Below are 25,473 nucleotides of genomic sequence, written 5' to 3' on the forward strand. Positions count from 1 at the left end.
ATCCGACGTCAGACAGTCAGATAGGAACAACCGCGCCGATCACCACTCGGTTGCTTCCAACTCACGCTGACGTGAGTTGGCGTGCGTCATTCCGGCTTCACGCCGGCATCGGCGATGATCTGCTTCCAGGTCGCGATCTCCTGAAGATGATAGGGCCTGAAGGTGTCGGGATCGCGGACCTTCAGCGTGAAGCCGAGCTTCAGGATCGACTCGGTGATCGCGGGCTTGGCGATCGCCGCCATCACCGCCTTGGAGAGCTGGTCGAGAACAGGGGCGGGCGTCGCCGCGGGGGCGAAGAACGCCGCCCAGCTGTCGGCATCGGCATTGCTCACGCCCTGTTCGCGCAAGGTCGGGATGTCCTTGGCGCGCGGGTTGCGCTCGGGGCTCGCCAAGGCAAGGGCGCGCATCGTGCCGGCGTTGATCTGTTCAAGCACGCTCGGCAGCGTTGAATTGGCGATGTCGATGCGCCCGCCGACGATCTCCTGCACCAGGGGAGCGGCCCCCCGGAAGGGCACATGCGTCATCTTGATGCCGGTGCGCTGCATGAACAATTCCATCGCAAGATGCGAGCCTGAACCGACGCCGGTCGAGCCGTAGTTCAGCTTGCCCGGTTCGGCCTTGGCCAGCGCGACCAGTTCCGCGATGGTCTTTGCGGGCAGGTCGTTGCGGACGACGAAGGCGTGCTCGAAGGCGCCGACGCCGCAGAGCGGGGCAAAATCCTTGACGGCGTCATAGCCCGGCTCCTTCAGCAGGAACATGTTGTTGCCATGCGTCTGGTTGTTGCCGAAGACGATGGTGTAGCCGTCGGCTGCACCATGGGCGACGGCGCGCGTCCCGACCGCGCCCGAGGCGCCGGCGCGGTTGTCGACCAGCACGTTCTGGCCGATCGAACTCGACATCTCCTGCGCCACGAAGCGGGCGATGGCGTCGGTGGGGCCACCCGCCGGATAGGGCACGACGAGGCTGATCGGCCTGGCCGGAAAACTCTGCGCCCGGACGATCGACGGCGCGAAGACGGCTCCGGCCATCAGGCCGAGCGCGGAACGGCGGGTCAACGACATGAATTTCCTCCCCAGCGCCCGTCTTGGAGACGGGCCTTGTTGCCTGGTGATTTACGGACAAAGGCGTCATGCGTCCAGCGGCAGCTCTATGCGCAGCCAAGGCCTGTAGCCTGTGCGAAAATCAGACCCTCGACGACAAGGGACAGGGAGGAGATCGGATGGCCATCCGCATCGAACGCGCCGGCAAGGTCGCGACCGTGATCCACAGCCGGCCCGAGGCGCGCAATGCCATGGACCCGGAAAGCGCTGAGGCGTTGACCAAGGCATTTCTTGAACTCGACGCGGAGGCTTCCGTGTCGGCGATCGTATTCTGGGGCGAGGGCGGGGCGTTCTGCGCCGGCTGGGATTTGAAATATGCGCAGGCCTTTACCGACGCGGCGCGATTCCAGGCCGAGATCGTCGAGGGGCTCGCTTTTCCCGCCGACGGAACCATGCCGCCGCGCGGGCCGATGGGGCCCTCGCGGCTGGAGATGAGCAAGCCGTTGATCGCGGCGATCGAGGGGCCGGCGGTGGCGGGCGGGATGGAGCTCGCACTCTGGTGCGATGTCCGCGTGATGGCGGAGAATGCCTATTTCGGGGTCTATTGCCGGCGCTGGGGCATCCCGCTGATCGATGGCGGCACAGTGCGGCTGCCGCGCCTGGTCGGGCAAGGTCGGGCACTGGAGATCATCATGACCGGCCGCAAGGTGGAGGCGCAGGAGGCGCTGCTGATCGGGTTGTGCGAGCAGACCGTGCCGCACGGGCAGGCGCGTGCGGCCGCCGAAGCGATGGCGCAGCAGATCGCTCGCTTTCCGCAGGGCGCGATGCTCGCCGACCGCCGCAGCGCGATCGCCGGCCATGGTCTGCCCGTGCGGGAGGCGCTGGCGCGGGAATGGGCCGGTGGCGTTGCTACAATTGCGACGGAGGGCGCGGCTGGAGCGGGACGGTTCGCCAGCGGCAAGGGGCGCGGCGGAGATTTCGGGGATATCTGAGACTGAACGTCATTCCCAGGCGGAGCGAAGCCTCGACCCGGCAGCCGTCTGGGCGCCTTCTTCGGGCAAAGGCGGTCGGCTCAAGGCCAGCCATGGCGATTTTGACTGGCTACCCTGCGAGCCCCGCCCGCTTCAGGCGCTGGATCGCCAGGTCGAGCGCCTGGAGGAAGGCCGAGCGGTCCTTCGGCGAGAAGGGTTTTGGTCCGCCGCTTGCCGCGCCCATCGCCCGCAGATCCTCCATCATGTCGCGCGTTGCCAGCGCCATGCCGATCGAGGCCTCGGTGAAGGGTTTGCCGGTCGAGCCGATGACGTCCGCGCCGGCCTTGATGCAGCGGTCGGCGAGCGGGATGTCGGAGGTGATGACGATCGACCCGCGCGAGACACGTTCGGCGATCCAGTTGTCGGCGGCATCGAAACCGTCGGAGACGATCACGCGCTCGATCCAGGGCTCGCGCGGCACCGCCATGAAGCTGTTGGCGACGACGAAGACCCTCAGGCGATGGCGCTCGGCGACCCGGTAGATCTCCGGCTTCACCGGGCAGGCATCGGCATCGACATAGATGGCGATCGTTTTGGGATGATCCGTCATCGGTTCGCTATAGCAGGCCTGTCTTCCCGGTGAAGGGTGATTGCGCTCGGCTCACGCTGGTGCCATCGCATCCCCGCGCTTTGACCCCGACGCTGTCGGGAACAGTGCAGCCGCCCTAGAGTTGTCCAGCGTCCCGCCAACGGAACCATTCTTTCCATGCCCGCAATCTCCGCCGCGCATATCCTGCCGATCGTCATGCTGATCGGCTCCAATGTCTTCATGACCTTCGCCTGGTACGGGCATCTCAGCTACAAGAGCACGGCGCTCTGGATCGCCATTCTGGTCAGCTGGTCGATCGCGCTGGCCGAATACATGCTGGCTGTGCCCGCCAACCGCATCGGCTCTGCGGTCTATTCCGCCGCCCAGCTCAAGACGATGCAGGAGGTCATCACCCTGACCGTCTTCGCGCTGTTCTCGGTGTTCTGGCTGAAGGAGCAGCTGAGCTGGAACCACGTCATCGGCTTCGCGCTGATCGCAGCCGGAGCCTTCTTCATCTTCCAGGGCAAGGTCGCGTGACGGCGATTCCCTCGCCCGGGCACCCTGCAGTCGCTGCCTATCTCGCGCAGGGCTATGACGGTGTCGTCGGCATGTCCTCGCGCTTTGCCGCCGCGATCTGCGCGCGGCTGCTGCGGCTCCAGACGGAAGAGGGCCTGGGCGGGCCGCTGGCAGAGATCGGTGCGTTCGAGGGCCGCTTCTTCATCGCGCTGGCGCATGCATTGGCGCCCGGTGAGCTTGCGGTTGCGCTCGACATCTTCTCCTGGCCAGATGACGGGGTGAAGGACCGCTTCGAGGCCAATTGCCTGAAGCATGGCATCGAGCCCGAACGGCGCGTTACCGTGAAGGGCGACAGCGGCGCGATGACGCCGGCCGAGCTGATGGACCATGCCGGCGGTTCGCGCTTCCGCTTCATCCATATCGATGGCGAGCATTCGCGTGCGGCGCTGGGCAAGGACCTGGCGCTCGCCACGGCCTGCCTCACCGAGGGCGGGCTGATCGTGCTCGACGACATGCTGCATCCGGGCTACCCGACCTTGATGGTGACGGTGCAGGCCTATCTCGAGGCCAATCCGGAGATCGTGCCGCTCTGCGTGATCGACCGCGAGACCATCGTCGGAGCGGCCAAGTTCGTGCTCTGCCAGAAGGCCTGGTTCGAGCGCTACCAGGCGCGGCTGCTTGCGATCTTCGAGGATTTCATCTGGCCGCTGGGCGCCGATTTCGAGCCGCATTGGTGTCTGGTGCTGTCGCAGGACACAAGGCTGGCTGAGATCACCTGATCTGCAGGACGGTCAGGGCACTACCGGCAGCTTCTCCGAGAGCCAGCCGCCTGGCCCCAGCATGCCGCCGCGGACCAAGACGAGGTCGCGCCAGCCGCGGCCGGCGAGCTTCGCCTGGATGCTGGCTGCCAGCCCGCCGCTGCGGTCGATCAAGGCGATGCGCTTGCCGGGATGGTCGAGCCGTATGCCTGCGAGCCGGACCTCGAAGCCGGCCGACTCGGCGTCGAGCCGGACCGCTCCCTGCGGGATGCCGGTGTCGGTCCATTCGTCGGGCGTGCGGATGTCGATGACGAGCAGGGCGCCGGCTGCGAGGCCGTCATGGGCCTCGCGGGCCGACAGCGTGCCCGAGCTTTGCGCGCGGGCGGTTTCCGCCAGCACTATCGAGGACAGCGCCACCAGCAGATGGCGGCGGGACAGAGGGCGAGCGGCAGCCTGCAGCCGGCTCTCGCCCCCTGACATTGAGTCTCAGCGCAGTTCGGCGCAGAAGCGCTGGATGCGGCGGCAAGCCTCTTCCAGCTTCTCGTCGGAGGTCGCGTAGGAGATGCGGAAGTTGGGCCCGAGCCCAAAGGACGAGCCGTGCACGGCGGCGACGGCCTGATCTTCCAACAGGCCCATCACCAGATCCTCGTCGGTCTCGATCGTCTTGCCGTTGGGCAGCTTCTTGCCGATCAAGGCCGAGCAGTCGGGATAGACGTAGAAGGCGCCTTCGGGCTTGGGGCAGACCAGCCCGCGCGTCTGGTTCAGCATGGAGACGACGAGGTCGCGCCGGCGCTCGAAGGCCTTGCGGAACACCGGGATGTGCTCCTGCGTGCCGTCCAGCGCCTCGACCGCGGCCCATTGCGAGATCGCCGAGGTGCCCGAGGTCTGCTGGCCCTGGACGAGGTCCATGGCGTTCATCAGATGCTGCGGGCCCGCCGCGTAGCCGATGCGCCAGCCGGTCATGGCGTAGGACTTCGAGACGCCGTTCATGGTGAGCGTGCGCTCGTAGAGGCCGGGCTCGACCTGGGCGGGCGTGACGAATTTGAAGTCGCCATAGACAAGGTGCTCGTACATGTCGTCCGTCAGCACCCAGACATGGGGGTGGCGCATCAGCACGTCGGTCAGCTTCTTCATCTCGGCATGGCTGTAGGCCGCACCGGAGGGGTTCGAAGGCGAGTTGAGGATGACCCACTTGGTCTTGGGCGTGATCGCACGCTCGAGTTCCTCCGGCTGGAGCTTGAACTCATTCTCGATCTTGGTCTCGGCGAAGGTCGGCGTTCCCCCGCAGAGCGCCACCATCTCGGGATAGCTGACCCAATAGGGCGAGACGCAGACGACCTCGTCGCCCGGGTTCAGCGTGGCGAGCAGGGCGTTGTAGATGACGTGCTTCCCGCCTGTGGAGACGATGGTCTGGCTCGGCTTGTAGTCGAGGCCGTTCTCGCGCTTGAGCTTGCGCGTGATCGCCTCGCGCAATTGCGGGATGCCGGAAACCGGCGTGTACTTCGTCTCGCCGCGGCGGATGGCGGCAATGGCAGCTTCCTTGATGTGGTCGGGCGTATCGAAATCGGGCTCGCCGACGGAAAGCGAGATCACGTCCTTGCCCTGCGCTTTCAGATCGCGGGCCTTCTGCGTGATGGTGATGGTCGCAGACGGCTTCACGCGCTTCAGGGCGTCGGCAAGAAAGGCCATGGGACTGATCTCCGGGGAGCGGACAAGGTAGCGCCGATGCTGGCGCGCGCGTGGTTTAGGACTCAAGCGCCGCCACCGCAAGCAAGAGTGCTTGATCATTGCCAGCAACGAAGCGAATTTGACGGCGACGACCGGTCGACGTGCGGAGCGCGAGCGCGATTGCTATCGTGCGCCGCTATCGGCCGGCTCTGTCCACGAGATCGCCTCGCTGTGTCCGCGCCGCCCGGCCTGGCTCGATACGCCTGCGGTCGCGTCCCGCCTGCCCGGTGCGCCGAGCCAGGCCGAGCGGCCGCGCGAGCTGTTCCAATGGGCTGACCGTCTGCGCAATCAGCCGGGCCGGCCGGCTGCTTCGCCATGAAGCGCGCCAAGTTGGCCGGAAACGTGCATGATGGTCGCACCGGCTGAGGGGCCACTTATCACCAGCGCGCAATGTCGCGCGGAAGGAATCGCGTGAAACTTAGGATCGGCTACGAGCTCGACTACGACTTTCCGCAACCGACCCCGGTCATCCTGATGCTGCATGTGCATTTCAGCCGGGTCTCCGACCTCGCCGCGCCCGACCATATGCGCATCAGCCCCTCCGTCCCCGTCAGCGCCTATCGCGACGTGTTCGGCAACTGGTGCAGTCGGCTGCTTGCGCCGCAGGGCCATATGCGGATCACGGCCGATGCCGTGATCTCCGACACGGGCCTGCCCGAAGCCTTCAATCGCAATGCGGGGCAGGTTCCAGTCGAGCAATTGCCGGAGGAGTGCATCACTTTCCTGATCGCGAGCCGGTTTTGCGACTCCGACCGCTTGCTCGATCTCGCCTGGCAGCTCTTCGGGCACACGCAGCCCGGCGCGCCGCGCGTTCAGGCGATCTGCGATTTCGTCAACCAGCGCATCGCCTTCAACTACAACGACGCCAGCGTGACGCGTACCGCGTCGGACGCCTATCGTGAGGGACGCGGCGTCTGCCGCGACTACGCCCATCTCGCCATCGCCTTCTGCCGGGCGATGAACATCCCGGCGCGCTATTGCACCTGCTATCTCGGCGATATCGGCACGCCGAAGCCCTGGCCGCCCGGCGATTTCGCGGCGTCCTTCGAGGCTTATCTCGAGGGCGGCTGGCAGATGTTCGATCCGCGCAACAATGTCGCGCGCATCGGCCGGGTGCTGATCGCGCGCGGCCGCGACGCCGCCGACGTCGCCATCGCAACCACCTTCGGCCCCAATGTGCTGACGAGCTTCAAGGTCTGGACCGATGAGGTGACGGAGGCAGCGTAAACTCTGCTGCCGCCGCTACTTGTCGAAAAGCGGCGCCGCTTCCTGCCGCTTGGCCCGCAGCGGCGTCTTGCGGGTCATGCCCTTGGGCTTGGCAGCCGGCTCTTCGTCGTCGGTCGCCGGCTCCGGTGCCACGACCGCTGGCGGCGCTGCGACAGGCTTGTCCGCCGGCTTTTCGGCCTTGTCGGGCTCGATCGTCTTGAAGCGGATCATTTCTTCTTCGGTCCGCCTGCCGCTTTGGCGACGACGGCCGCGAAGGTCGATGGTGCCGCGGCCGCGACCTTCGGCTTGTCCTGCTTGGGCTTCTTGGCTTCGCGATTGCCGCGCTGTTCTTTGGACATCGTCAGGCTCCTGGGCTTGAGGTTGTTAGGGACTATGGGGTTCGCGGTCTGCGAACCTTGGGATGCGCACGCCAAGGCGCACCCGAGTCGAGCCGACGCGGCCGGCGCGCCGGGCGGCGAGGGGGGATCGCTGTATCCTGGGATCGCCACGTCATGGCTGGCCGGCTTTCGCCTGCTGCGGCCGAGCCTGGCGGAACGCCAAGCCTCGTCATATCGAAGCAGATGATGAGTCTAGGACAGTGGCGCGGGCAGCGCACGCTGTTTCTTCATGCCGCCGGTTCTTCACGCGGCTTCATCCCGGGCAAGCTTGCGCCGCAGCACGGACTTCACCGCGCCCGCGGTCCAGCGGGAGCGCCCATGGCAGGGGAAGCCGCGCCGATTGAGCCGGCGCGCGATATCGGCGGGATCGGTGATACCGACCCCGACGAGCTGCTCGATAATCTCGCCGGCTGCGCGGAGCAGGATTGTGGCGAGGTCGCGGTCCAGGCGGCGAGCCTGCCTGGCCGCCTGTTCGGCGTCGGTCAGCTGACACCCATGCCGAAGCTGGGCTCGACCGCGTTGGGCGAGAGCATCACGGCATTGGCGTGACCGCCCTCGAACAAGGCGAAGCGGACTGCGTCCTTCTTGTCGCGGAAAATCCCTTCCGAGCGGCCTTCGAGATCGCGCGCGACCCAGAAGCCGGCTGTCGAGCGGCCGACCAGGAAGAGATGGCTTGTGGTGTCGAGTTCGGGTTGGAACGGCTTGGCTTGGCCCATCGTGACGCTCTCAGTTCGCCACTGTGAGCCAGGCGCGCAGGCCGATGAAGCCGGCGGCAGCAAGGGCGATCAGGCCCAGCAGGCAGAGCTCCGCCGCAAACAGGCGCACCATCGGCCGCTTGCTGGGCAGCGTGCCGTAGACCGCTTTCGCGCGGTGCTGCCGGTTGGGGTTGGGGTAGTGCGAATGCGTGGTCATTTCGATCTCCATCGATGCCGGAGATGTAGGTCCATGCCGGTAAGCTTGCGATGTGGAAGACGCCGGCCCGCATAAAGCGGGCATAAAGACGGAACGACCGGCCTCCGTCAGGGTTAACCCCCGTTAACCGGCCAGCCCTAGATTTGCGCCAAGCTTGTGATTCGGTGGCCCCAGTTTTCGGTGAGATGATGCGCGCATTGACCTTGGCCCTGCCTCTGATCCTCGTCGCCTCGGCGGCGCAGGCGGATTTCCAGTCCTGCCTTGCGGGCCTGCGTTCGGAGGCGGGCGCCAAGGGCGTCTCAGGCGCCACTTTCGACCGCGCCATGGCGGGTGTTCAGCCCGACATGAAGGTGATCGAGGCGATGAACAACCAGCCGGAGTTCAAGACGCCGATCTGGGACTATCTCGGCACGCTGGTCGATGACGAGAAGGTCGCGGAAGGCCGCGCCATGCTGCGCCAGCATGCCTCGACGCTCGCCGCCGCCGAAAGCCGCTTCGGCGTCGACCGCCACACCATCGTCGCGGTCTGGGGCGTCGAGAGCGATTTCGGCAAGGCGAGGGGCAAGATGCCGCTCGTCCAGGCGCTCTCGACCGGGGCCTGTCTTGCGCCGCGCCGCAACGCCTTCTTCAAGGGCGAGCTGATCGCGACGCTGCAGATCATCCAGCGCGGCGACGTTTCGGCCGATCGGCTGTTCGGCTCCTGGGCTGGCGCCTTTGGCCATACACAGTTCATCCCCTCGACCTATCTGCGCCTGGCCGTCGATGGCGATGGCGATGGCCGGCGTGATCTGGTCGATTCCATCCCCGACGCGCTGCATTCGACCGCGAACTTCATGGCCAAGGCGGGCTGGGTCACCGGCGCGCCCTGGGGCTATGAGGTCAAGGTGCCATCAGGCTATTCTGGTCCGACCGGACGCAACCCCAAGCAGCCGGTCTCGTCCTGGGCGGCGCGCGGCATCGCCAAATTCGACGGCTCGGCGCTGACCGGCTCCGGCAATGCGGGGCTTCTGATGCCGGCGGGGCGCGAGGGGCCGGCCTTCCTCGTCTTCAAGAACTATGATGCGGCCTACAGCTACAACGGCGCAGACTCCTATGCCCTGGCCATCTCCCTTCTGTCCGACCGTATTCGCGGCCGGCCCGGCGTGCAGGGCCGGTGGCCGACCGACGATCTGCCGCTCTCGCGCGAGCAGCGCCGTGAGCTCCAGCGCCTGCTGATCGCGCGCGGTTATGATGTCGGCGAACCGGACGGTGCGGTCGGCGCGCTGACGCGAGCGGCGATCAAGCAGATCGAGGCCAAGATCGGCATGGCGCAGACCGGCCGGCCGGGCGAAAAGGTGCTGCGGGCGCTGAAGAGCGGGCGGGTGTGAGGGGCTGAATCCGGTGCTTTCCGCCGCGCGCAGAAATCGGGTGTCATGACGCGCCGCCCGATTCCAGACAGGGCGGGTGATCTCATCGGAGCCATCGCATGACCCGCCGCCTCATCTCCACCGGTTCACCCTTCGAGAGCGCCTTCGGCTATTCCCGCGCCGTGATCGACGCAGATCTCGTCTTCGTTTCCGGCACGACAGGCTATGACTACACCAGCATGACGCTGCCGGAGGATGCAGCCGAGCAGGCGCGCAATATTTTCCGCACGATCCAGGCCGTGCTGGCGGAGGCCGGCTCGTCGCTTTCGCAGGTGGTGCGGGCGCAGTATTTCGTCACTGACCGGAGCTATTGCGAGCCGGTGCTGGGCGTGTGCGGCGAGGTCTTCGGGCAGATCCGCCCGGCTGCCGGCATCTATGTCGTCGCCGGGCTGCTCAAGCCCGAGATGAAGGTCGAGATCGAGGTCACCGCGCGGCTGGTGCCGTGACCGCGCCTGCCGTAGCGGCAGAGGCCGTGCGGCGATGGCCGATGAGTGATTGACGTCTGGTATATCTCTTGCTTGAGTTGGGCAGATCAACGAGCTGACCCGGACAGCAGGAGGAGATGCCATGCCGATCAATCGCCGCAATGCCTTGAAGGGAGCGGCCGCGCTCGCTGCTTCTGGTTTCATGCCGAACCGGGCTTTTTCGCAAAGCCGCGGCAATATCCTGCGCTTCATCCCGTCGACGCCCCTGCCGTCGCTCGACCCGATCACGGCGACGAGCTATGTGATCCGCAATCATGGCTATCTGATATATGATACCCTGTTCGCGACCGACGCGCAGTTCGGCATCAAGCCGCAGATGGTCGAAGCCTGGGAGACCGCGCCGGACGGATTGAAATGGACCTTCCGGCTGCGCGACGGGTTGTTCTTCCATGACGATCAGCCGGTCCGGGCACAGGATTGCATCGCCTCTATCGCGCGCTGGTCGAAGCGCGACGCTTTCGGCCAGACCTTCGCGACTTTCGTTGAAGGTTACGACGCGCTCGACCAGCGCAGCTTCGCGATCCGGCTGAAGAAGCCGTTCCCGATGCTGCCGGCGGCACTCGGCAAGCTGTCGTCGAACGTGCCGTTCATCATGCCCGAGCGGGTCGCGGCGACCGACCACATGAAGAACATCACCGAGGCCGTCGGCTCCGGCCCCTGGCGCTTCATGGACAAGCAATGGGTGCCCGGCCAGAACGCGATCTATGAGCGCTTCGCCAAGTACAAGCCGCGCGAGGAAGCGCCGTCCTGGGCGGCGGGTGGCAAGGTCGCCAGGATCGACCGCATCGAGTGGGTGGCGCTGACGGAAGCCTCCGCGGCGGTCGGCGCGCTGATGCAGGGCGAGGTCGATTGGTACGAGCAGCCGCCGGTCGATCTCCTGCCCGTGCTCAAGGGCAACAAGGACATCGCCATCGAGAACGTGCCGCTCGGCCTGTTCCTGCTGATGCGCTTCAACCAGATGCAGCCGCCCTTCAACAACCCCGGCATCCGCCGCGCCGTGATGATGGCGGTCAACCAGACCGACTACATGGAAGCCGTGGTCGGCGACAAGGCGTACTATCAGGAGGCCAAGACCTTCCTCACGCCGGGTTCGCCGATGTCGACCGGGGCGGGCGGCGCGGAAGCGATGCAGGCCAATATCGAGAAGGCCAAGGCCATGCTCAGGGAGGCCGGTTACAAGGACGAGAAGGTCGTGCTGCTTGCGCCGGCCGACCAGCCGATCGCCTATCAGCAATGCCTGGTGACCGAGGATCTGTTCAAGAAGCTCGGCATCAATTCCGAGCTCGTCGCCACCGACTGGGCGAGCTTCATCGGCCGGCGCGCCAATCGCGGCGCGCCCGAACAGGGCGGCTGGTCGGCTTTCCACACGCTCTGGTCCTGCGCTGACACGCTCAACCCCGCGCTGCACCCGCTGATGCGCGCCAATGGCGGCGCCGCCTGGTTCGGCTGGCCGGACGACCCGGCGATGGAAGGCCTGCGCGATCAATGGATCGCCGAGCCGGATGCCGGAAAGCAGAAGGAGATCGCGGCCTCACTGGAGCGGCGCGCCTTCGAGTTCGTGCCCTATGTTCCTGCCGGGCTGGTGCAGCAGCCTATGGCCTTCCGCAAGAGCCTGACCGGCATGGTGCTCTCGCCGGCGCAGTTCTTCTGGAACATGGAGAAGAAGGCCTGAGGCGAGCCTGGTCGCCCTTGCAAGCGTAGCGAAGCAATCCGGGAGGTTCCGCTCCGTGCCCCTGGCTTGCTTCGTCGCTGCGCTCTTCGCGATGACGGATCTGCGCGCGCCGCGAGGCTGCCCGCAACGTGATGCGCTTGCCTCCGCGCGCTTCCGCTCGTAATCACGCCACGCTGGGCTTTCAGGCCGGAGCGAGACCAAGAACCACGCGCGAGGCGATCCATGGCGACCCACAAGCTCCTGCTCCTGCCCGGCGACGGCATCGGCCCCGAGGTGATGGCCCAGGTCGAGACCGTGGTCTCCTGGTTCGAGAAGCGGGGCCTTGCCGGCTTTGCGATCGAGAAAGGGCTCGTCGGCGGCTGCGCCTATGACGCGCATAAGCAGGCGATCTCCGAAGGCGACATGAAGCTCGCCCAGGACGCGGATGCCGTGCTGTTCGGCGCGGTCGGCGGGCCGAAATGGGCCGATGTGCCCTATCAGCACCGCCCCGAGGCCGGCCTGCTGCGCTTGCGCAAGGACCTGGGACTCTTCGCCAATCTGCGTCCCGCCATCTGCTATCCGGCGCTGGCCTCGGCCTCCTCGCTCAAGCCCGAGGTCGTCGAAGGCCTCGACATCCTGATCGTGCGCGAGCTCACCGGCGGCGTCTATTTCGGCGAACCCAAGGAGATCGTCACGCTGGAGGACGGCTCCAAGCGCGGTGTCGACACCCAGGTTTACACCACCCCCGAGATCGACCGGATCTGCCGCGTCGCCTTCGAGCTGGCGCGCACGCGCCGCAACAAGGTCTCCTCGGCCGAGAAGCACAATGTCATGAAGACCGGCGTGCTCTGGAAGCAGACGGTCACGGCGCTGCACGCCAAGGACTATGCCGATGTCGAGCTCGAGCATGTGCTCGCCGACAACTGCGCCATGCAGCTCGTGCGCTGGCCCAAGCAGTATGACGTCATCGTCACCGACAATCTCTTCGGCGATATCCTGTCGGACGTCGCGGCGATGCTGACCGGCTCGCTCGGCATGCTGCCCTCGGCCTCGCTCGGCGCGGAAGATGCCGTCACGGGCAAGCGCAAGGCGCTCTATGAGCCCGTCCACGGCTCGGCCCCGGACATCGCCGGCAAGGGCCTGGCCAATCCGATCGCGATGATCGGCTCCTTTGCCATGGCGCTGCGCTATTCCTTCGGGGCGATCGAAGCCGCGGACCGGCTGGAGGGCGCTATCGCCGACGTGCTCGGCTCCGGCACGCGCACCAAGGACATCGCCGCGCCCGGCACGAACGCCGTCTCGACCAGCGAGATGGGGGCTGCGATCGTCAAGGCGTTGGAGGCACGGGGCTGAGGCTGTTGCGTGGGCAGCAGGCAGTAGGCAGTTAGGAACGGTCCGACTGCCGACTGCCCTTTCACCTCTCTCCCTCGTGAGTTGCGTGTGACCTCGGAGCGTGCGCTAGACTGATCGCATCTGAAACGGAGCATGTCCGTCCGATGTTGATCAAACGCCACGCTGGCTGGGAAATGCCCGAAAGCCAGGCCACGCCCGAGGCCGTCTTCATGAACCGCCGCGGCCTGCTCGGCGCGGGCGCGGGGCTGATCGCGAGCGCGGCCCTGCCGAGGCTCGCCGCTGCGCAAGGCGCCGACCCGACGCTCGATCTCTACCCCGCCAAGAAGAACGCCGCCTACACGCTCGACCGGCCGGTGACGGAGGAGGATCTGGCGGCGAACTACAATAACTTCTACGAGTTCGGCACGTCCAAGGATGTCGCCAGCGCCTCCAAGCGGCTGGCGACGCGGCCTTGGATGATCGCGATCGATGGCCTGGTCGAGAAGCCGATGGAGATCGGCATCGATGATCTGATCCGCAAGATGACGCTGGAGGAGCGGCTCTATCGCTTCCGCTGCGTCGAGACCTGGTCGATGGCGGTGCCCTGGACCGGTTTCACGGTGAAGTCGCTGGTCGAATTCGCCAAGCCGCTCTCATCAGCGAAATACGTGAAATTCGAGACCTTCATGAACCCGAAGGTCGCGCCCGGCCAGTCGCAGCGCTGGTATCCCTGGCCCTATACCGAGGGGCTGACCATCGCTGAGGCGACCAACGACCTGCCATTGATGGTGACGGGTATCTACGGCAAGCCGACCCCACCCCAGCATGGCGCGCCGCTGCGCCTGATCACGCCGTGGAAATACGGCTTCAAATCGGTGAAGTCGATCAGCAAGATCTCCTTCGTCACCGAGCGTCCCAAGACGTTCTGGGAGGGGCTGCAGGCTTCCGAATACGGCTTCTGGGCCAATGTGAACCCCGAGGTTCCGCATCCCCGCTGGAGCCAGGCGAGCGAGCAGGTGCTGGGTACGCGCGAGCGCCGTCCGACGCTGCTGTTCAACGGCTATGCCGAGCAGGTCGCGGGGCTCTACAAGGGCTTGGAGGGCGAGCGGCTCTATGTCTGAGCGCGAATTCTAGCGTTGCGGCGGTCTGACGCGGCTTTCTGCCAGGCGGCTCAGATGTCGGCGAACTCGTGAGAGCCTTCTGCGGCTGCCGCCATTGGGCTATAAGGCCGTCATGCAGCATTTCGTTTTCTTCGACACGGCGATCGGCCCTTGCGCGCTGGCCTGGCAGGGCGAGCGCATCATCGGCGCGCAATTGCCCGAACGCGACGAGGAGACGGCGCGCCGGCGCCTGACGCGGCGCTTTCCGGAGGCGAGCGAGGACGCACCCGTCGCCTTCATTACGAGCGCCATGGACGAAATCCGGGCGCTTCTCGAGGGGCAGCCGCGCGATCTTGCGCATCTGCCGATCGATCTCGACAGCGCGCCGGCCTTCAACCGCAAGGTCTATGACGTTGCACTGACGATCCCGCCGGGTGAGACGCTGACCTATGGCGAGGTCGCGGTCCGTATCGGCGAGCCGGGCGCAGCTCGTGCGGTCGGTATGGCGCTGGGCTCAAATCCGTGGCCGATCATCGTGCCCTGCCATCGCGTGCTGGCGGCCGGCGGCAAGACCGGCGGGTTCTCCGCCGATGGCGGTGTCGAGACCAAATTGCGTATGCTGACGATCGAGAAAGCGCGCACCAGCGCCGAGCCCAGCCTGTTCGGGGCGCTGCCCCTGGAAGCGCGGCGGCGGTAGCGGGCGACTTTCGGAGACGCGCAGCCGTCATGCCGCCTTTGTGGCGAGCGTCTTACGTTTGGACGCAGGTTTCGATCAGCGAAGACGTGGATGTCGGGGCAAGCGCCACCATGACATAAATTGTCTCGGCGCGTTTCAGGCATGCCGAAAATGCATGAAAAAAAGGCCGACCCCCGAGGGAGCCGGCCTTTGAAGTTTGAAACATCCAGCGCAAGCGCCAAACATCTCAGAGGGGAACGGCTGCAACGAACTCAACGCCGGGAGGAGGTAGCGGAGCCCGTTGCGAACAACCGTGTTTGCTATATCGGGCAGCAGCTGCCTTTTTGCAATGCAGCATAGATTGTATCGGCTATGCGCCTTGCGCATGATGATCGCTAAATAGTTGTAAATTGTCACGAATTTGTTGGAGTCTTATGCGTCTGACGCAGAAAAGCCGCCTCGCGTGATGCGCAAGACGGCTTTTGCCTGAAAGCCGGGCCCAGCTCATGTCGCACTCGGATAGCCACATCCGAGTGCAAAAACCGTGATCGATTCGAAAAGTCTGGAGCATCGCTCACGCGAAAAACCGGTAATCACTTTTCCGCGCAATCCCCCGGAGCCGTTTTCGATCCAATTGGATCGTTCAACAGCTCCAGCTTTTCGTTCTAGCGCGTTTTCTCCGCGCAAACGCTTCGCGTTTGTCGCGGGGGGGGGGCGGTGTTCACTTCGCTCGAGAACGCTCTAGTAGGTCCAGCGCTGCGCCTTCTGGATCAGGAAGTCGCGGAACACCTGCACGCGGGCGACCGACTTCATTTCTTCCGGATAGACCAGATAGCTCTCGAGCTGCGGCATTTCGGTCTCCCGCAGCAACTGCATCAGGGGCGAGCCGGTCTCGATCAGATAGTCCGGCAGCACGGCGATGCCGGCGCCCGAATCGACTGCGCGCTTCATCGCGGTGATGTTGTTCACGGTCAGATGGATCGGGCGCGGGTTGCGCTGGTCACGACCCAGCGTACCCAGCCAGTGCACGGCCGTGAGGTAGGATGGCGAGGTGCCGCCGAAGGAGAGGATGCGGTGGTTGTCCAGCTCCTCATAGCTCTTGGGCTCGCCGAAGCGCTTCACATAGGCCGGCGATCCGTAGACGTGGAAATGCACGGTGAAGAGCTTGCGCTGGATCAGGTCAGGCTGCTGCGGCTGGCGCAGCCGGATCGCGATGTCGGCCTCGCGCATCGAGAGATCGAGTTCCTCGTCGGTGAGGATGAGCTCGACCTTGATGTCGGGATAGAGGTCCAGGAACTCGGCGAGGCGGGGCGTCAGCCAGTGTCCGCCCAGGCCGCGCGTCGCGGTGACCTTGAGCTCGCCGGAAGGGTGTTCGCGCGTCTCCGAAAGCTGGGCGCGGGTTCGCTCCAGGCGCTGCGTCATCTCGCGCGCAGCACGCCAGAGCAACTCGCCCTGCTCGGTCAAGATCAGCCCGCGCGTATGCCGATGGAACAAGGGCGCACGCAATTCGCGCTCCAGCGCGCCGATCTGGCGGCTAACCGCAGATTGGCTCAGGCCCAGAACGTCTCCCGCCTTGGTAAAACTGCCGGATTCAGCGACGGTATAAAAAATCCTGATGCGGTCCCAATCCACCGCGGTCCCCCCGTTATGCGTTTCGTGCATGTTGGGGGGCAAAACCATTGCAGGTCAATGTCTGCGTGACATTGATGTTCTTTTTTCGCACTGAATCTGGTGACGAAATCCATCACAATTGGTGATCTATCGTGGTGTGATCTCACTCGGCCGCCTGCCGCCGTTCCAATTCGCTCGCCTGCAACCAGCGTTCGGCATCAAGCGCGGCCATGCAGCCCAGGCCCGCTGCCGTCACGGCCTGGCGGTAATGTTCGTCGGTGACGTCGCCCGCTGCGAAAACGCCCGGGATATTGGTCTGGGCGGTGCCGGGGACGACGTCGAGATAGCCCGAATCACGCATGGCGAGCTGGCCGACGAAAAGCTCGGTCGCAGGCTTGTGGCCGATCGCGATGAAGACGCCATCGGTCTTGAGTTCGCTTTCCGCTCCGGTCTTGAGGTTGCGCAGGCGCAGATGCGTGACGTTGGGCGGCTGCGTGCCGCCGCATATCTCGGCAATCTCGCTATCCCAGACCACGGCGACCTTGGGGTGCTTGAACAGCCGATCCTGCATCACCTTCTCGGCGCGCAGCGAATCGCGGCGGTGAACCAGCGTGACCTTGCTCGCGAGGTTGGCGAGGTAGAGTGCCTCCTCGACTGCCGTATTGCCGCCGCCGACGACCACGACCTCCTTGTTGCGGAAGAAGAAGCCGTCGCAGGTGGCGCAAGCCGAGACGCCGAAGCCCTGGAAGGTCTGCTCGGAGGGCAGGCCGAGCCATTTTGCCTGCGCGCCGGTCGCGACGATCAGCGCATCGCAGGAATAGGTCTCGCCGCCATCGCCCCAGAGCCGAAAGGGCCGCTGGGAGAGGTCGACCTTCGAGATGTGGTCGGAGACCATCCTGGTGCCCATATGCTCGGCTTGGGCGCGCATCTGCTCCATCAGCCAGGGGCCCTGGATCACATCGGCGAAGCCGGGATAGTTCTCGACGTCGGTGGTGATCATCAGCTGGCCGCCGGCCTGTATGCCGGAGATCAGCACCGGCTCGAGCATGGCGCGGGCGGCATAGATCGCGGCGGTGTAGCCGGCGGGGCCGGAGCCGACGATCATGACGCGGGCATGGGTATGGGCCATCGTCTCATATTCCCGTTTGCGCGGCCGATGCCGCGACTTCATTCAATCAGATACGGTCTCGATCGGCCGGTGCAAGGCCGCACCGGCTCAAGGTTCGGCAAGCCCGAGTGCCGCCCGATGCCTGAGCCAGCCCTGGCGGACTGCCTCTGCAATCTCGGCCGTCGAGTCTAGCGGCTCATAGCGCGCGCCAGCAAGATGCCCCTCGAAGTGATGCACAGCGCCTTGCCGCTTCAGCGCCTCCAGGAATTTCGCCAGCTTGCCGTGGCCGCCATGCGGTTCGAAGACCAGGATCGGCACCCCGGCGGCGGTCGCCTCGCCGATCATGTTGGTCGAATCGGCCGTCGTGACGATCGCGTCGGCATTGGCGAGCAGCGCGACGTAGGGGTTCTCGCCCGTGCCATTCCACCACCAGCCCTTGTGGCGGGCAAAGACCTCGGCGACCGCCGCGTCGAGCGCCGCCGATGTGCGCCGTGAGCGTGAGCCCATCAGCGCCACGCCTGATGTCGCGAGCAGGTCGAGCAGGCCGGCGAAGCGCGCGATATCTGCGGGCCGGAAGCTATGGTGCCGGCTGTCGCCGCCGACGATGACTGCCGCACGTGGCGAGGGCAGGGCCGCGATCGCGTCGGGCGGATGCGCGCGGGCCTGCGCCAGCTGCTCCGGCGCGAGCCGGTGCGGCGAGGTCGTGGTGACGAGCACGTTGCGTCCGCGCAGGCGGTCGTGCTCGGCGACCCAGATGAAGTCTGCTGCGGCGGTCCCCGTGCGCGGGTCCTTCAGGATGGCGGTGAAGCTGCGGCCGTTCGACGCCTTCTTGACAGCGCGCAGATAGGCGACCGCGCGCCGGCCCGAGGCGATGACGATGTCGGGGAAGGGGGGGCGAATCGGGCTGCCCTCCCGTTCCGGTCCTTCGCGAGGGTCGATCGGCCCGCGCGGCATCAACCAGACGAAAGGCGCGCGTGGCGCGACGCGCCTGATCTCAGGCACGACGCCGAGACGCTCGGCCACGCCGAGGCACTGCACCTCGTCGCCGGCCTTGCCATCGGTCAGGACCCAGATTGTCGGAAGCGGGTGTGCAGGCAAGGCGGGCGCGCTCCTAGAGCAGGATGCTAAAAAATGGGAACCGGCTTTTCGCATTGATCCGGCTCTTGGCTGGCACGGTCGATGCCTTGTATCGCGTCTGTGCTGCGTCTACACCAGCGCGACCTTCTTTCGGGGCCTTTCGTGCGTTCAAAACTCGACGACATCGACCTGCGCATCCTGCGCGAGCTCCAGGCCGATGGGCGCATGACCAATGTCGAGCTGGCGAGCCGCGTCGGGATCTCGCCGCCGCCTTGCCTGCGCCGCGTCCGCGCGCTGGAGGAGGCCGGGCTGATCACCGGCTATCGCGCCCTGCTCGACGAGCGCAAGCTCGGGCTGGATGTGGTCTGTTTCGCCTTCGTGCATCTCGCCAGCCAGGCGGAGCCCGATCTCGAAGCCTTCCAGGCGCGCATCCGGGCCTGGGATGCGGTGCGCGAATGTTGGAAGCTCTCGGGCGACATCGATTTCATGCTGAAATGCGTCGCGCCCGACCTCAAGGCCTTCCAGGATTTCGTCGGCGATCTGACGGCGTTGCCCAATGTCCGCAATGTCCGCACCGCGCTCGCCTTCGACCGGGTCAAGGACGAGCCGATCGTACCGTTCGGCTGAGGCGGCGATGCAGGTCATCCTCCGCAAGGCCGTTTCGGACGATCTTCCGGCGCTCCTGGCGCTCTATGCCGAACTCAGCACCGATGACGAGCTGCCGCGGCCCGAGGACGCTGCCGAGACCTGGGCTACGATTCTCGCCACCGAGATGGTCAGCGTCCATGTCGCTGAAGTCGATGGGCGCGCCGTCTCGACCTGCGTCCTGGTGATCGTGCCCAATCTGACGCGCAACCAGAGCCCCTTCGCCATGATCGAGAACGTGGTGACGCTGGCGGCGATGCGCGGGCACGGTTTAGGCAAGCGCGTGATCCAGGCGGCTTTCGCCCAGGCTTGGGCCGCCGGCTGCTACAAGGTCATGCTGATGACCGGGCGCTCGGACCCCGCCGTCCTCGCCTTCTACGAGTCCTGCGGCTTCGTGCGCGGCAAGACCGCCTTCCAGATCAGGCGGCCCCCCGATCAGCCACCGACATAGCGCCTGATCCAGCCCGCATTGGTGCGCACCATGCTGTCGATGCGCGCCGTGTCGATGCCGGGCGTGTACCAGTTGCCGGCCATGCCGGCCGAGGAGGAGGACAGCACCGGATAGGTCGCGATGACGCGTCCGTCGGGGCCGATCACCGTCGCTTCCGATTCCATGCCGTCATCGGCGCCCGCCCCGCCGAAGCCGGTCGCTCCACCGGAATAGCTCGGCATGCTGATGCCCAGGACCCTGACGACGAGCGAAGCGCCGCGGCCTTGGAGACTGGGGCCGAGTGCGCCTGCGAGCTCACGCTCCATTGCGAGCTTGATGCGCGCCGCATTGGGGCCGAGCCCTTGCGTGGCGAGGCGCGAGACATCGACCTGGACGGCGCCGGCGGCAAGGGCGGAGCGCCCGGTCGCGGCCAGGATAACTGGTGCGGCAAGCGCGGCGGAGAGAAGGACGCGACGATTCAACATGATCTGCTCCTGTCATCCCGACATCCACTCGCGACGCGACAGCGATGCCGACTGCAGAGACCTTAGATCAGGCGCAGGCGCCTCGCCATGGCGGTAGCGCGGTCGTGATCAGCCGGAGACGTAGCGCTTGATCCATGCGGCGTTGGTCTGGATCAGCCCGGTCAGGCGGCGCTGGTCGATATCGGGCAGATACCAGGGGCCGGCCGCGCTCGCGGGCACGGTGGTGAGCACCGGATAGGTCGCGATGATCCGGTTTCCGCGCCCGACCAGCGTGGCCTCGCTGTCGAAGGAATCGGAGCTTTGGCTCGCGCCGCTACCGACATGCCCGCCGCCACCGCCGCCGCCGGCATAGCTGTTCAGGAAGACGCCGCGTACGGCGACGTTCAGGGTCGGGCCGGCGCCGCGTCGCAGGGCCGGTCCCAGCGCTGCCGTCAGCTCCTGCTCCAGCCCGATCTTGATGGCGAGCGCGTTCGAGCCCCAGCCCTGCGCTGCCAGCCTGGAGACATCGACATGAATCGCGCCGATCGACGAAACCTGTGCCTGCGCCTCGGCGCGGCGCAGGGATGCCAGAACCATGGCAGGCGCCGCCAGCGAGGCGGCAAGGACGGTGCGGCGGGTGCTCATGAGCCTGTCTCCAGCTACTGGGCGGGAGGATAGCGCGCCGATCCGACGATTCCCATCCCCGGATGGTGTCTGCGTCACTTTTCGCGGAAACATTGGCGCGCCCCCAGGCATGAACGCGGGGCGCGCACACAAGTTCAAATCGAAGGGGCGCACCGGCGTCGCAAACCGCGCCGGGTGAGGGGGCACCCGTCAGCGGAATTGGACGCTGACGACCTCATAGGACTTGCCGCCGCCGGGTGTGTTGACCTGCACGGAATCGCCGACCTTCTTGCCGATCAGCGCGCGCGCGATCGGCGAGCCGATCGAGACCTTGCCGGACTTCACATCCGATTCCGGCTCGCCGACGATCTGGTAGATCTTCTTCTCCTCGGTGTCGTCGTCGATCAATTGCACGGTTGCGCCGAACTTGATCGTGTCGCCGCCGGCGAGCTTGGCGACGTCGATAATGTCGGCGCGGCCGATCAGAGATTCCAGCTCCTGGACGCGGCCTTCATTGAGAGCCTGCGCTTCCTTGGCCGCGTGATATTCGGCGTTCTCCGACAGATCGCCATGGGCGCGCGCTTCCGAAATCGCCTGGATGATGCGCTGACGCTGCACCTGCTGGCGATCCTTCAACTCCGCCTCGAGGGCAGCGAAGCCGCCCGCGGTCATGGGAACCTTTTCCATAGTCTCATCCCGAATTGCGAAAGCCAGAAGCCGCCGGCCGCCTGTTTCGCGGCCTGCGTCCGTGGCATTCGTTCATTTTTTAAAACTGCCGAACTCTATGTCCCGCGCGCCGCCGTCAGGCTGCGCGCACGAAATAGGATTGCAGCGATCTAACCTCGAGATCGCCGCTGCAATAGGCCTTGATGCCTTCCGCCGCTGCGATCGCTCCGGCCAAGGTGGTATAATAGGGAACCTTGTGCAAGAGGGCCGTTCGGCGAAGAGAGCGCGAATCCGCCAGCGCCTGCGGGCCGTCGGTGGTGTTGAAGACGAGCTGGATTTCGCCGTTCTTGATGGCGTCGACCACATGCGGGCGGCCTTCCAGCACTTTGTTGATCTTGGAAGCGGCGATGCCTTCATCCTGGAGCAGGCGCAGCGTGCCGCCCGTCGCGAGGATGCGGAAGCCGAGATCGGCGAGGATGCGCACGCTGGGCACGATGCGCGGCTTGTCCTCGTCGCGTACGGAGACGAAGACCGTGCCCTTGACCGGCACCTTCGAGCCGGCTCCGAGCTGGCTCTTGGCGAAGGCGATGTCGAAGGAGCGGTCGAGCCCGATGACCTCGCCGGTCGAGCGCATTTCCGGCCCGAGCAGCACGTCGACGCCCGGGAAGCGCGCGAAGGGGAAGACCGCCTCCTTGACGCCGACATGGTCGAGCTTCTCCGACTTCAGCGCGAAGCTCGCCAGAGTCTCGCCGGCCATGATGCGGGCTGCGACCTTGGCGACGGGGATGCCGATGACCTTGGCGACGAAGGGCACGGTGCGCGAGGCGCGCGGATTCACCTCGAGCACGTAGATGACGCCGTTCTGGATGGCGTATTGCACATTCATCAGCCCGCCGACATCGAGCGCCAATGCCATCGCCTTGGTCTGGCGCTCCAGCTCGGCGATGATTTCGGGCGAAAGCGAGCGCGGTGGCAGAGAGCAGGCCGAATCGCCGGAATGAATGCCGGCCTCCTCGATATGCTCCATGATGCCGGCGATGAAGGCCTCCTTGCCGTCGCTGAGGCAGTCGACATCGACCTCGATGGCATCGGACAGATAGCGGTCGAACAGCAGCGGGTTCTTGCCGAGCACGGTGTTGATCTGCCCGGTCTTGTCATTGGGGTATTTCGCCTTGACCTCGGAGGGGATCAGGCTGGGCAGCGTGCCGAGCAGGTAGTTCTCGAACTGGGTCTCGTCATGGATGATCGCCATCGCGCGACCGCCGAGCACATAGGACGGGCGCACGACGAAGGGCAGGCCGAGCTCGGCGACGATCATGCGGGCCTGCTCGACCGAATAGGCGATGCCGTTCTTGGGCTGCTTGAGATGCAGCTTGTCGAGCAGGCGCTTGAAGCGGTCGCGATCCTCGGCCAGGTCGATCATATCGGGCGAGGTACCCAGGATCGGGATGCCGGCCTCTTCCAGCGCGTTCGCCAGCTTCAGCGGGGTCTGCCCGCCGAACTGGACGATGACGCCATGCAGCGTGCCGTTCTGCTTCTCCGTGTCGAGGATCTCGAGCACGTCCTCGGCGGTCAGCGGCTCGAAATAGAGCCGGTCCGACGTATCGTAGTCGGTCGAGACGGTCTCGGGATTGCAGTTGACCATGATGGTCTCGTAGCCGGCGTCGCGCAGCGCGTAGCAGGCATGGCAGCAGCAATAGTCGAACTCGATGCCCTGGCCGATGCGGTTGGGACCGCCGCCGAGGATGACGACCTTCTTGCGGTCGGAGGGGCGCGCCTCGTCATCGGCCTTGCCGGCGAAGGGCATGGCGTAGGTCGAGTACATATAGGCCGTCGGCGAGGCGAATTCGGCGGCGCAGGTGTCGATGCGCTTGTAGACGGGCCTGACATCGAGCGAGCGGCGCAGCGCCTTGACCTCGGCCTCGGTCTTTCCGGCGACCGCGGCGAGGCGCTTGTCGGAGAAGCCCATCGCCTTGACCTGGCGGAAGGCGCCGGGCGTCTGCGGCAGGCCGTGGGCGCGCACCTTCTCCTCGATGTCGACGATCTCGCGCATCTGGGCGAGGAACCAGGGGTCGATCTTGCAGCTCTCATGGATCTGCTCGTCGGTGAAACCGAAGCGCATGGCCTGGGCGACATGCAGGATGCGGTCGGGCGTCGGCGTCGAGAGCGCGGCCTTGATCGCGTTCTTGTCGTCGCCATGGCCCATGCCGTCGACCTCGATCTCGTCGAGGCCGTCGAGACCGGTCTCCAGCGAGCGCAGCGCCTTCTGGAGCGATTCCTGGAAGGTCCGGCCGATCGCCATCGCCTCGCCGACCGACTTCATCGCGGTGGTCAGCGTCGGCTCGGCGCCGGGGAATTTCTCGAAGGCGAAGCGCGGGATCTTGGTGACGACATAGTCGATCGTCGGCTCGAAGGAAGCGGGCGTCGCGCCGCCGGTGATGTCGTTCTCGATCTCGTCGAGCGTGTAGCCCACTGCCAGGCGCGCCGCGACCTTGGCGATCGGGAAGCCGGTCGCCTTGGAGGCGAGCGCCGAGGAGCGCGAGACGCGCGGGTTCATCTCGATGACGATCATGCGCCCAGTTGCAGGGTCGACGGCGAACTGGACATTGCTGCCGCCGGTCTCGACGCCGATCTCGCGCAGCACCGCCAGCGAGGCGTCGCGCATGATCTGGTATTCCTTGTCGGTCAGCGTCAGCGCCGGCGCCACCGTGATCGAATCGCCGGTATGGACGCCCATCGGGTCGATGTTCTCGATCGAGCAGACGATGATGCAGTTGTCCTTCTTGTCGCGGACCACCTCCATCTCGTACTCTTTCCAGCCGAGCACGCTCTCCTCGATCAGGACCTCGCTGGTTGGCGAGGCGTCGATGCCACGCTCGACGATGTCGATGAATTCGCTCTTGTTGTAGGCGATGCCGCCGCCAGTGCCGCCCATTGTGAAGGACGGGCGGATGATGGCGGGAAGGCCGATGTCGTCGAGGGCGTCGAGCGCCTGGCCGAGCGTCTTGATCTGGTGCGAGCGCGGCGTGTCGAGGCCGATCTTGGTCATCGCGTCGCGGAAGAGCTCGCGGTCCTCGGCCTTGTCGATGGCTTCGGCGGTGGCGCCGATCATCTCGACGCCGAACTTCTCCAGCACGCTGATCGAGCGGCCTGATGCATCCGTCAGCGACTTCTTGTTGAGCGAGAGCGCGCAGTTCAGCGCGGTCTGGCCGCCCATGGTCGGCAGCAGGGCGAAGCCGCCGGGCAGGACGTGGCGCTCCTTCTCGATGATCTTGGCGACGACCTCGGGCGTGATCGGCTCGACATAGGTCGCATCCGCCAGATCCGGATCGGTCATGATCGTGGCCGGGTTCGAATTGACAAGGACGATGCGGTAACCCTCGGCCTTCAGCGTCTTGCAGGCCTGGGTGCCGGAATAGTCGAATTCGCAGGCCTGGCCGATAATGATGGGGCCGGCGCCGATGATCAGGATTGTCTTGATGTCTGTGCGCTTGGGCATGGTCTCTGGCCAAATGTTCGCGGGCGCGCGCAGCCCCGGTCCGATCGAGCGAGCGGAGACCAAGCGAGCGCCTGAATGAATGCTAGGCGCTCGCTATAGAGGTGAGGAGCCGTTGGGGGAAGCGGAAAGCGCGCCTGGCCCATGCCAACACACAGAGGGTTGAGCAGCGCGACCTTGCCGGCGTCGAGTGATTTGACGAGGAGGCGGGCTTCCACACCGAGCGACATCAAACCCGCATGACAGGCTCAGGCCGAGCCCAGGGGGATCAGTCCGCACCCCTGCGATTGTCAGCCATCAATCTAGAGCGGACGAGCAGCACGGAGAGGACGATCGCGAGAACGGGGCTTGCCGCGAACAGGACATTATCGATTTCACGACTGACCGCCAGGAATCCGGTAAGCCGCCAGAACACCCAGGTCAGCACCAGAGTGAGAAGGAAGGCGACTATGATCTTCTTAGCCATTGTTTCCTCAGGGGCTTTGTCACCGGAATCGATCTTCTGACCACTGATCTTGCCCCAGTCGGGACGACCGGACCAGTCCAGCTCTTTTCCCAAGTCAAACTTCAATCCGATACAACTC

General features: G+C 65.6%; 30 protein-coding genes. 14 read left to right on the forward strand and 16 right to left on the reverse strand.

Annotated elements, in window-relative coordinates; all coding sequences use genetic code 11:
- Positions 1-86 precede the first annotated feature (86 nt).
- Positions 87-1,061: a Bug family tripartite tricarboxylate transporter substrate binding protein gene (locus tag CYD53_RS01540; RefSeq protein WP_103716361.1), complete on the reverse strand. Its 975-nt coding sequence runs from the start codon at positions 1,059-1,061 to the stop codon at positions 87-89.
- A gap of 158 nt (positions 1,062-1,219) precedes the next feature.
- On the opposite strand from CYD53_RS01540, the gene CYD53_RS01545 reads away from it, so the two are divergent.
- A complete protein-coding gene (locus CYD53_RS01545; protein ID WP_103716362.1) occupies positions 1,220-2,032 on the forward strand; it encodes a crotonase/enoyl-CoA hydratase family protein in 813 nt (270 codons plus the stop codon).
- Between the two features lie 109 nt (positions 2,033-2,141).
- On the opposite strand, the gene CYD53_RS01550 is transcribed toward CYD53_RS01545, so the two are convergent.
- Positions 2,142-2,621 carry a YaiI/YqxD family protein gene (locus CYD53_RS01550; protein WP_103716363.1) on the reverse strand — a complete coding sequence of 160 codons (480 nt, stop codon included), beginning with the start codon at positions 2,619-2,621 and terminating at the stop codon, positions 2,142-2,144.
- 156 nt (positions 2,622-2,777) lie between these two features.
- On the opposite strand from CYD53_RS01550, the gene CYD53_RS01555 reads away from it, so the two are divergent.
- Complete coding sequence (locus tag CYD53_RS01555; RefSeq protein WP_103716364.1) at positions 2,778-3,137, forward strand: DMT family protein; 360 nt, start codon at positions 2,778-2,780, stop codon at positions 3,135-3,137.
- Complete coding sequence (locus CYD53_RS01560) at positions 3,134-3,895, forward strand: class I SAM-dependent methyltransferase (RefSeq protein WP_103716365.1); 762 nt, start codon at positions 3,134-3,136, stop codon at positions 3,893-3,895. The genes CYD53_RS01555 and CYD53_RS01560 overlap by 4 nt, the downstream gene beginning before the upstream one ends.
- 12 nt (positions 3,896-3,907) lie before the next feature.
- Here the strand turns inward: CYD53_RS01560 and CYD53_RS01565 are convergent, their stop codons facing one another.
- A complete protein-coding gene (locus CYD53_RS01565) occupies positions 3,908-4,354 on the reverse strand; it encodes a rhodanese-like domain-containing protein (protein WP_103716366.1) in 447 nt (148 codons plus the stop codon).
- Between the two features lie 6 nt (positions 4,355-4,360).
- Complete coding sequence (locus CYD53_RS01570) at positions 4,361-5,563, reverse strand: pyridoxal phosphate-dependent aminotransferase (RefSeq protein ID WP_103716367.1); 1,203 nt, start codon at positions 5,561-5,563, stop codon at positions 4,361-4,363.
- 118 nt (positions 5,564-5,681) lie between these two features.
- On the opposite strand from CYD53_RS01570, the gene CYD53_RS01575 reads away from it, so the two are divergent.
- Complete coding sequence (locus CYD53_RS01575; RefSeq protein ID WP_146055791.1) at positions 5,682-5,921, forward strand: hypothetical protein; 240 nt, start codon at positions 5,682-5,684, stop codon at positions 5,919-5,921.
- Positions 5,922-6,013: 92 nt separating this feature from the next.
- Entirely contained in the window at positions 6,014-6,829 is an 816-nt protein-coding gene (locus CYD53_RS01580; RefSeq protein ID WP_103716369.1) for a transglutaminase-like domain-containing protein, read from the forward strand.
- Positions 6,830-6,844: 15 nt separating this feature from the next.
- Here the strand turns inward: CYD53_RS01580 and CYD53_RS01585 are convergent, their stop codons facing one another.
- Entirely contained in the window at positions 6,845-7,039 is a 195-nt protein-coding gene (locus CYD53_RS01585; protein WP_103716370.1) for a hypothetical protein, read from the reverse strand.
- Positions 7,036-7,167, reverse strand: coding sequence for a hypothetical protein (locus CYD53_RS30820; RefSeq protein ID WP_280141730.1), 132 nt, complete (start codon positions 7,165-7,167; stop codon positions 7,036-7,038). The genes CYD53_RS01585 and CYD53_RS30820 overlap by 4 nt, the downstream gene beginning before the upstream one ends.
- A 357-nt stretch (positions 7,168-7,524) precedes the next feature.
- Here CYD53_RS30820 and CYD53_RS29810 point away from each other — a divergent pair, with 357 nt between their 5' ends.
- Entirely contained in the window at positions 7,525-7,755 is a 231-nt protein-coding gene (locus tag CYD53_RS29810) for a hypothetical protein (RefSeq protein ID WP_146055792.1), read from the forward strand.
- Here the strand turns inward: CYD53_RS29810 and CYD53_RS01590 are convergent.
- Together CYD53_RS01590 and CYD53_RS01595 are read right to left on the reverse strand one after the other, a co-directional pair.
- Positions 7,689-7,922, reverse strand: coding sequence for a hypothetical protein (locus CYD53_RS01590; protein ID WP_103716371.1), 234 nt, complete (start codon positions 7,920-7,922; stop codon positions 7,689-7,691). The genes CYD53_RS29810 and CYD53_RS01590 overlap by 67 nt on opposite strands.
- A 10-nt stretch (positions 7,923-7,932) precedes the next feature.
- Positions 7,933-8,118, reverse strand: coding sequence for a hypothetical protein (locus CYD53_RS01595; protein WP_146055793.1), 186 nt, complete (start codon positions 8,116-8,118; stop codon positions 7,933-7,935).
- A 188-nt stretch (positions 8,119-8,306) separates the two neighbouring features.
- On the opposite strand from CYD53_RS01595, the gene CYD53_RS01600 reads away from it, so the two are divergent.
- From CYD53_RS01600 to CYD53_RS01625, 6 genes are all read left to right on the forward strand, one after another.
- Positions 8,307-9,485, forward strand: coding sequence for a lytic murein transglycosylase (locus CYD53_RS01600; RefSeq protein WP_103716656.1), 1,179 nt, complete (start codon positions 8,307-8,309; stop codon positions 9,483-9,485).
- Between the two features lie 98 nt (positions 9,486-9,583).
- The gene (locus tag CYD53_RS01605; protein WP_103716373.1) at positions 9,584-9,970 is read left to right on the forward strand and encodes a RidA family protein; all 387 of its coding nucleotides are present in this window, start codon (positions 9,584-9,586) and stop codon (positions 9,968-9,970) included.
- Positions 9,971-10,091: 121 nt separating this feature from the next.
- Positions 10,092-11,681 (forward strand): ABC transporter substrate-binding protein, encoded by a 1,590-nt coding sequence (locus CYD53_RS01610; protein ID WP_103716374.1) that lies wholly within the window; start codon positions 10,092-10,094, stop codon positions 11,679-11,681.
- 222 nt (positions 11,682-11,903) lie between these two features.
- Positions 11,904-13,013, forward strand: a complete 1,110-nt coding sequence (leuB, locus tag CYD53_RS01615; protein ID WP_103716375.1) for a 3-isopropylmalate dehydrogenase — start codon at positions 11,904-11,906, stop codon at positions 13,011-13,013.
- A 143-nt stretch (positions 13,014-13,156) separates the two neighbouring features.
- Positions 13,157-14,113, forward strand: coding sequence for a protein-methionine-sulfoxide reductase catalytic subunit MsrP (msrP, locus tag CYD53_RS01620; protein ID WP_103716376.1), 957 nt, complete (start codon positions 13,157-13,159; stop codon positions 14,111-14,113).
- A gap of 112 nt (positions 14,114-14,225) precedes the next feature.
- Positions 14,226-14,789: a methylated-DNA--[protein]-cysteine S-methyltransferase gene (locus CYD53_RS01625; RefSeq protein WP_103716657.1), complete on the forward strand. Its 564-nt coding sequence runs from the start codon at positions 14,226-14,228 to the stop codon at positions 14,787-14,789.
- A 720-nt stretch (positions 14,790-15,509) separates the two neighbouring features.
- Here CYD53_RS01625 and CYD53_RS01630 read toward each other — a convergent pair.
- From CYD53_RS01630 to CYD53_RS01640, 3 genes are all read right to left on the reverse strand, one after another.
- Positions 15,510-16,400: a LysR family transcriptional regulator gene (locus tag CYD53_RS01630; protein ID WP_092167121.1), complete on the reverse strand. Its 891-nt coding sequence runs from the start codon at positions 16,398-16,400 to the stop codon at positions 15,510-15,512.
- Positions 16,401-16,542: 142 nt separating this feature from the next.
- Entirely contained in the window at positions 16,543-17,508 is a 966-nt protein-coding gene (gene trxB / locus CYD53_RS01635; protein ID WP_103716658.1) for a thioredoxin-disulfide reductase, read from the reverse strand.
- An 87-nt stretch (positions 17,509-17,595) separates the two neighbouring features.
- On the reverse strand, positions 17,596-18,585 hold the full coding sequence (locus CYD53_RS01640) for a mitochondrial fission ELM1 family protein (protein WP_245928032.1): 990 nt from the start codon (positions 18,583-18,585) through the stop codon (positions 17,596-17,598).
- Between the two features lie 141 nt (positions 18,586-18,726).
- On the opposite strand from CYD53_RS01640, the gene CYD53_RS01645 reads away from it, so the two are divergent.
- Together CYD53_RS01645 and CYD53_RS01650 are read left to right on the forward strand one after the other, a co-directional pair.
- Positions 18,727-19,191 (forward strand): Lrp/AsnC family transcriptional regulator, encoded by a 465-nt coding sequence (locus CYD53_RS01645; protein ID WP_092168696.1) that lies wholly within the window; start codon positions 18,727-18,729, stop codon positions 19,189-19,191.
- 7 nt (positions 19,192-19,198) lie between these two features.
- Positions 19,199-19,660 (forward strand): GNAT family N-acetyltransferase, encoded by a 462-nt coding sequence (locus tag CYD53_RS01650; RefSeq protein WP_103716378.1) that lies wholly within the window; start codon positions 19,199-19,201, stop codon positions 19,658-19,660.
- On the opposite strand, the gene CYD53_RS01655 is transcribed toward CYD53_RS01650, so the two are convergent.
- The 5 genes from CYD53_RS01655 to CYD53_RS01675 form a co-directional block, all read right to left on the reverse strand.
- A complete protein-coding gene (locus CYD53_RS01655; protein WP_103716379.1) occupies positions 19,645-20,124 on the reverse strand; it encodes a hypothetical protein in 480 nt (159 codons plus the stop codon). The genes CYD53_RS01650 and CYD53_RS01655 overlap by 16 nt on opposite strands.
- Before the next feature lie 108 nt (positions 20,125-20,232).
- A complete protein-coding gene (locus CYD53_RS01660; protein ID WP_103716380.1) occupies positions 20,233-20,748 on the reverse strand; it encodes a hypothetical protein in 516 nt (171 codons plus the stop codon).
- Positions 20,749-20,937: 189 nt separating this feature from the next.
- Positions 20,938-21,414: a transcription elongation factor GreA gene (greA, locus tag CYD53_RS01665; RefSeq protein WP_103716381.1), complete on the reverse strand. Its 477-nt coding sequence runs from the start codon at positions 21,412-21,414 to the stop codon at positions 20,938-20,940.
- A 115-nt stretch (positions 21,415-21,529) separates the two neighbouring features.
- Positions 21,530-24,892, reverse strand: coding sequence for a carbamoyl-phosphate synthase large subunit (gene carB, locus CYD53_RS01670; protein ID WP_103716382.1), 3,363 nt, complete (start codon positions 24,890-24,892; stop codon positions 21,530-21,532).
- A 265-nt stretch (positions 24,893-25,157) separates the two neighbouring features.
- Positions 25,158-25,448, reverse strand: coding sequence for a hypothetical protein (locus CYD53_RS01675; protein ID WP_146055794.1), 291 nt, complete (start codon positions 25,446-25,448; stop codon positions 25,158-25,160).
- Positions 25,449-25,473 lie beyond the last annotated feature (25 nt).

It is taken from the genome of Allobosea psychrotolerans (genome assembly GCF_002917105.1).
GTDB classification, from domain to species: domain Bacteria; phylum Pseudomonadota; class Alphaproteobacteria; order Rhizobiales; family Beijerinckiaceae; genus Allobosea; species Allobosea psychrotolerans.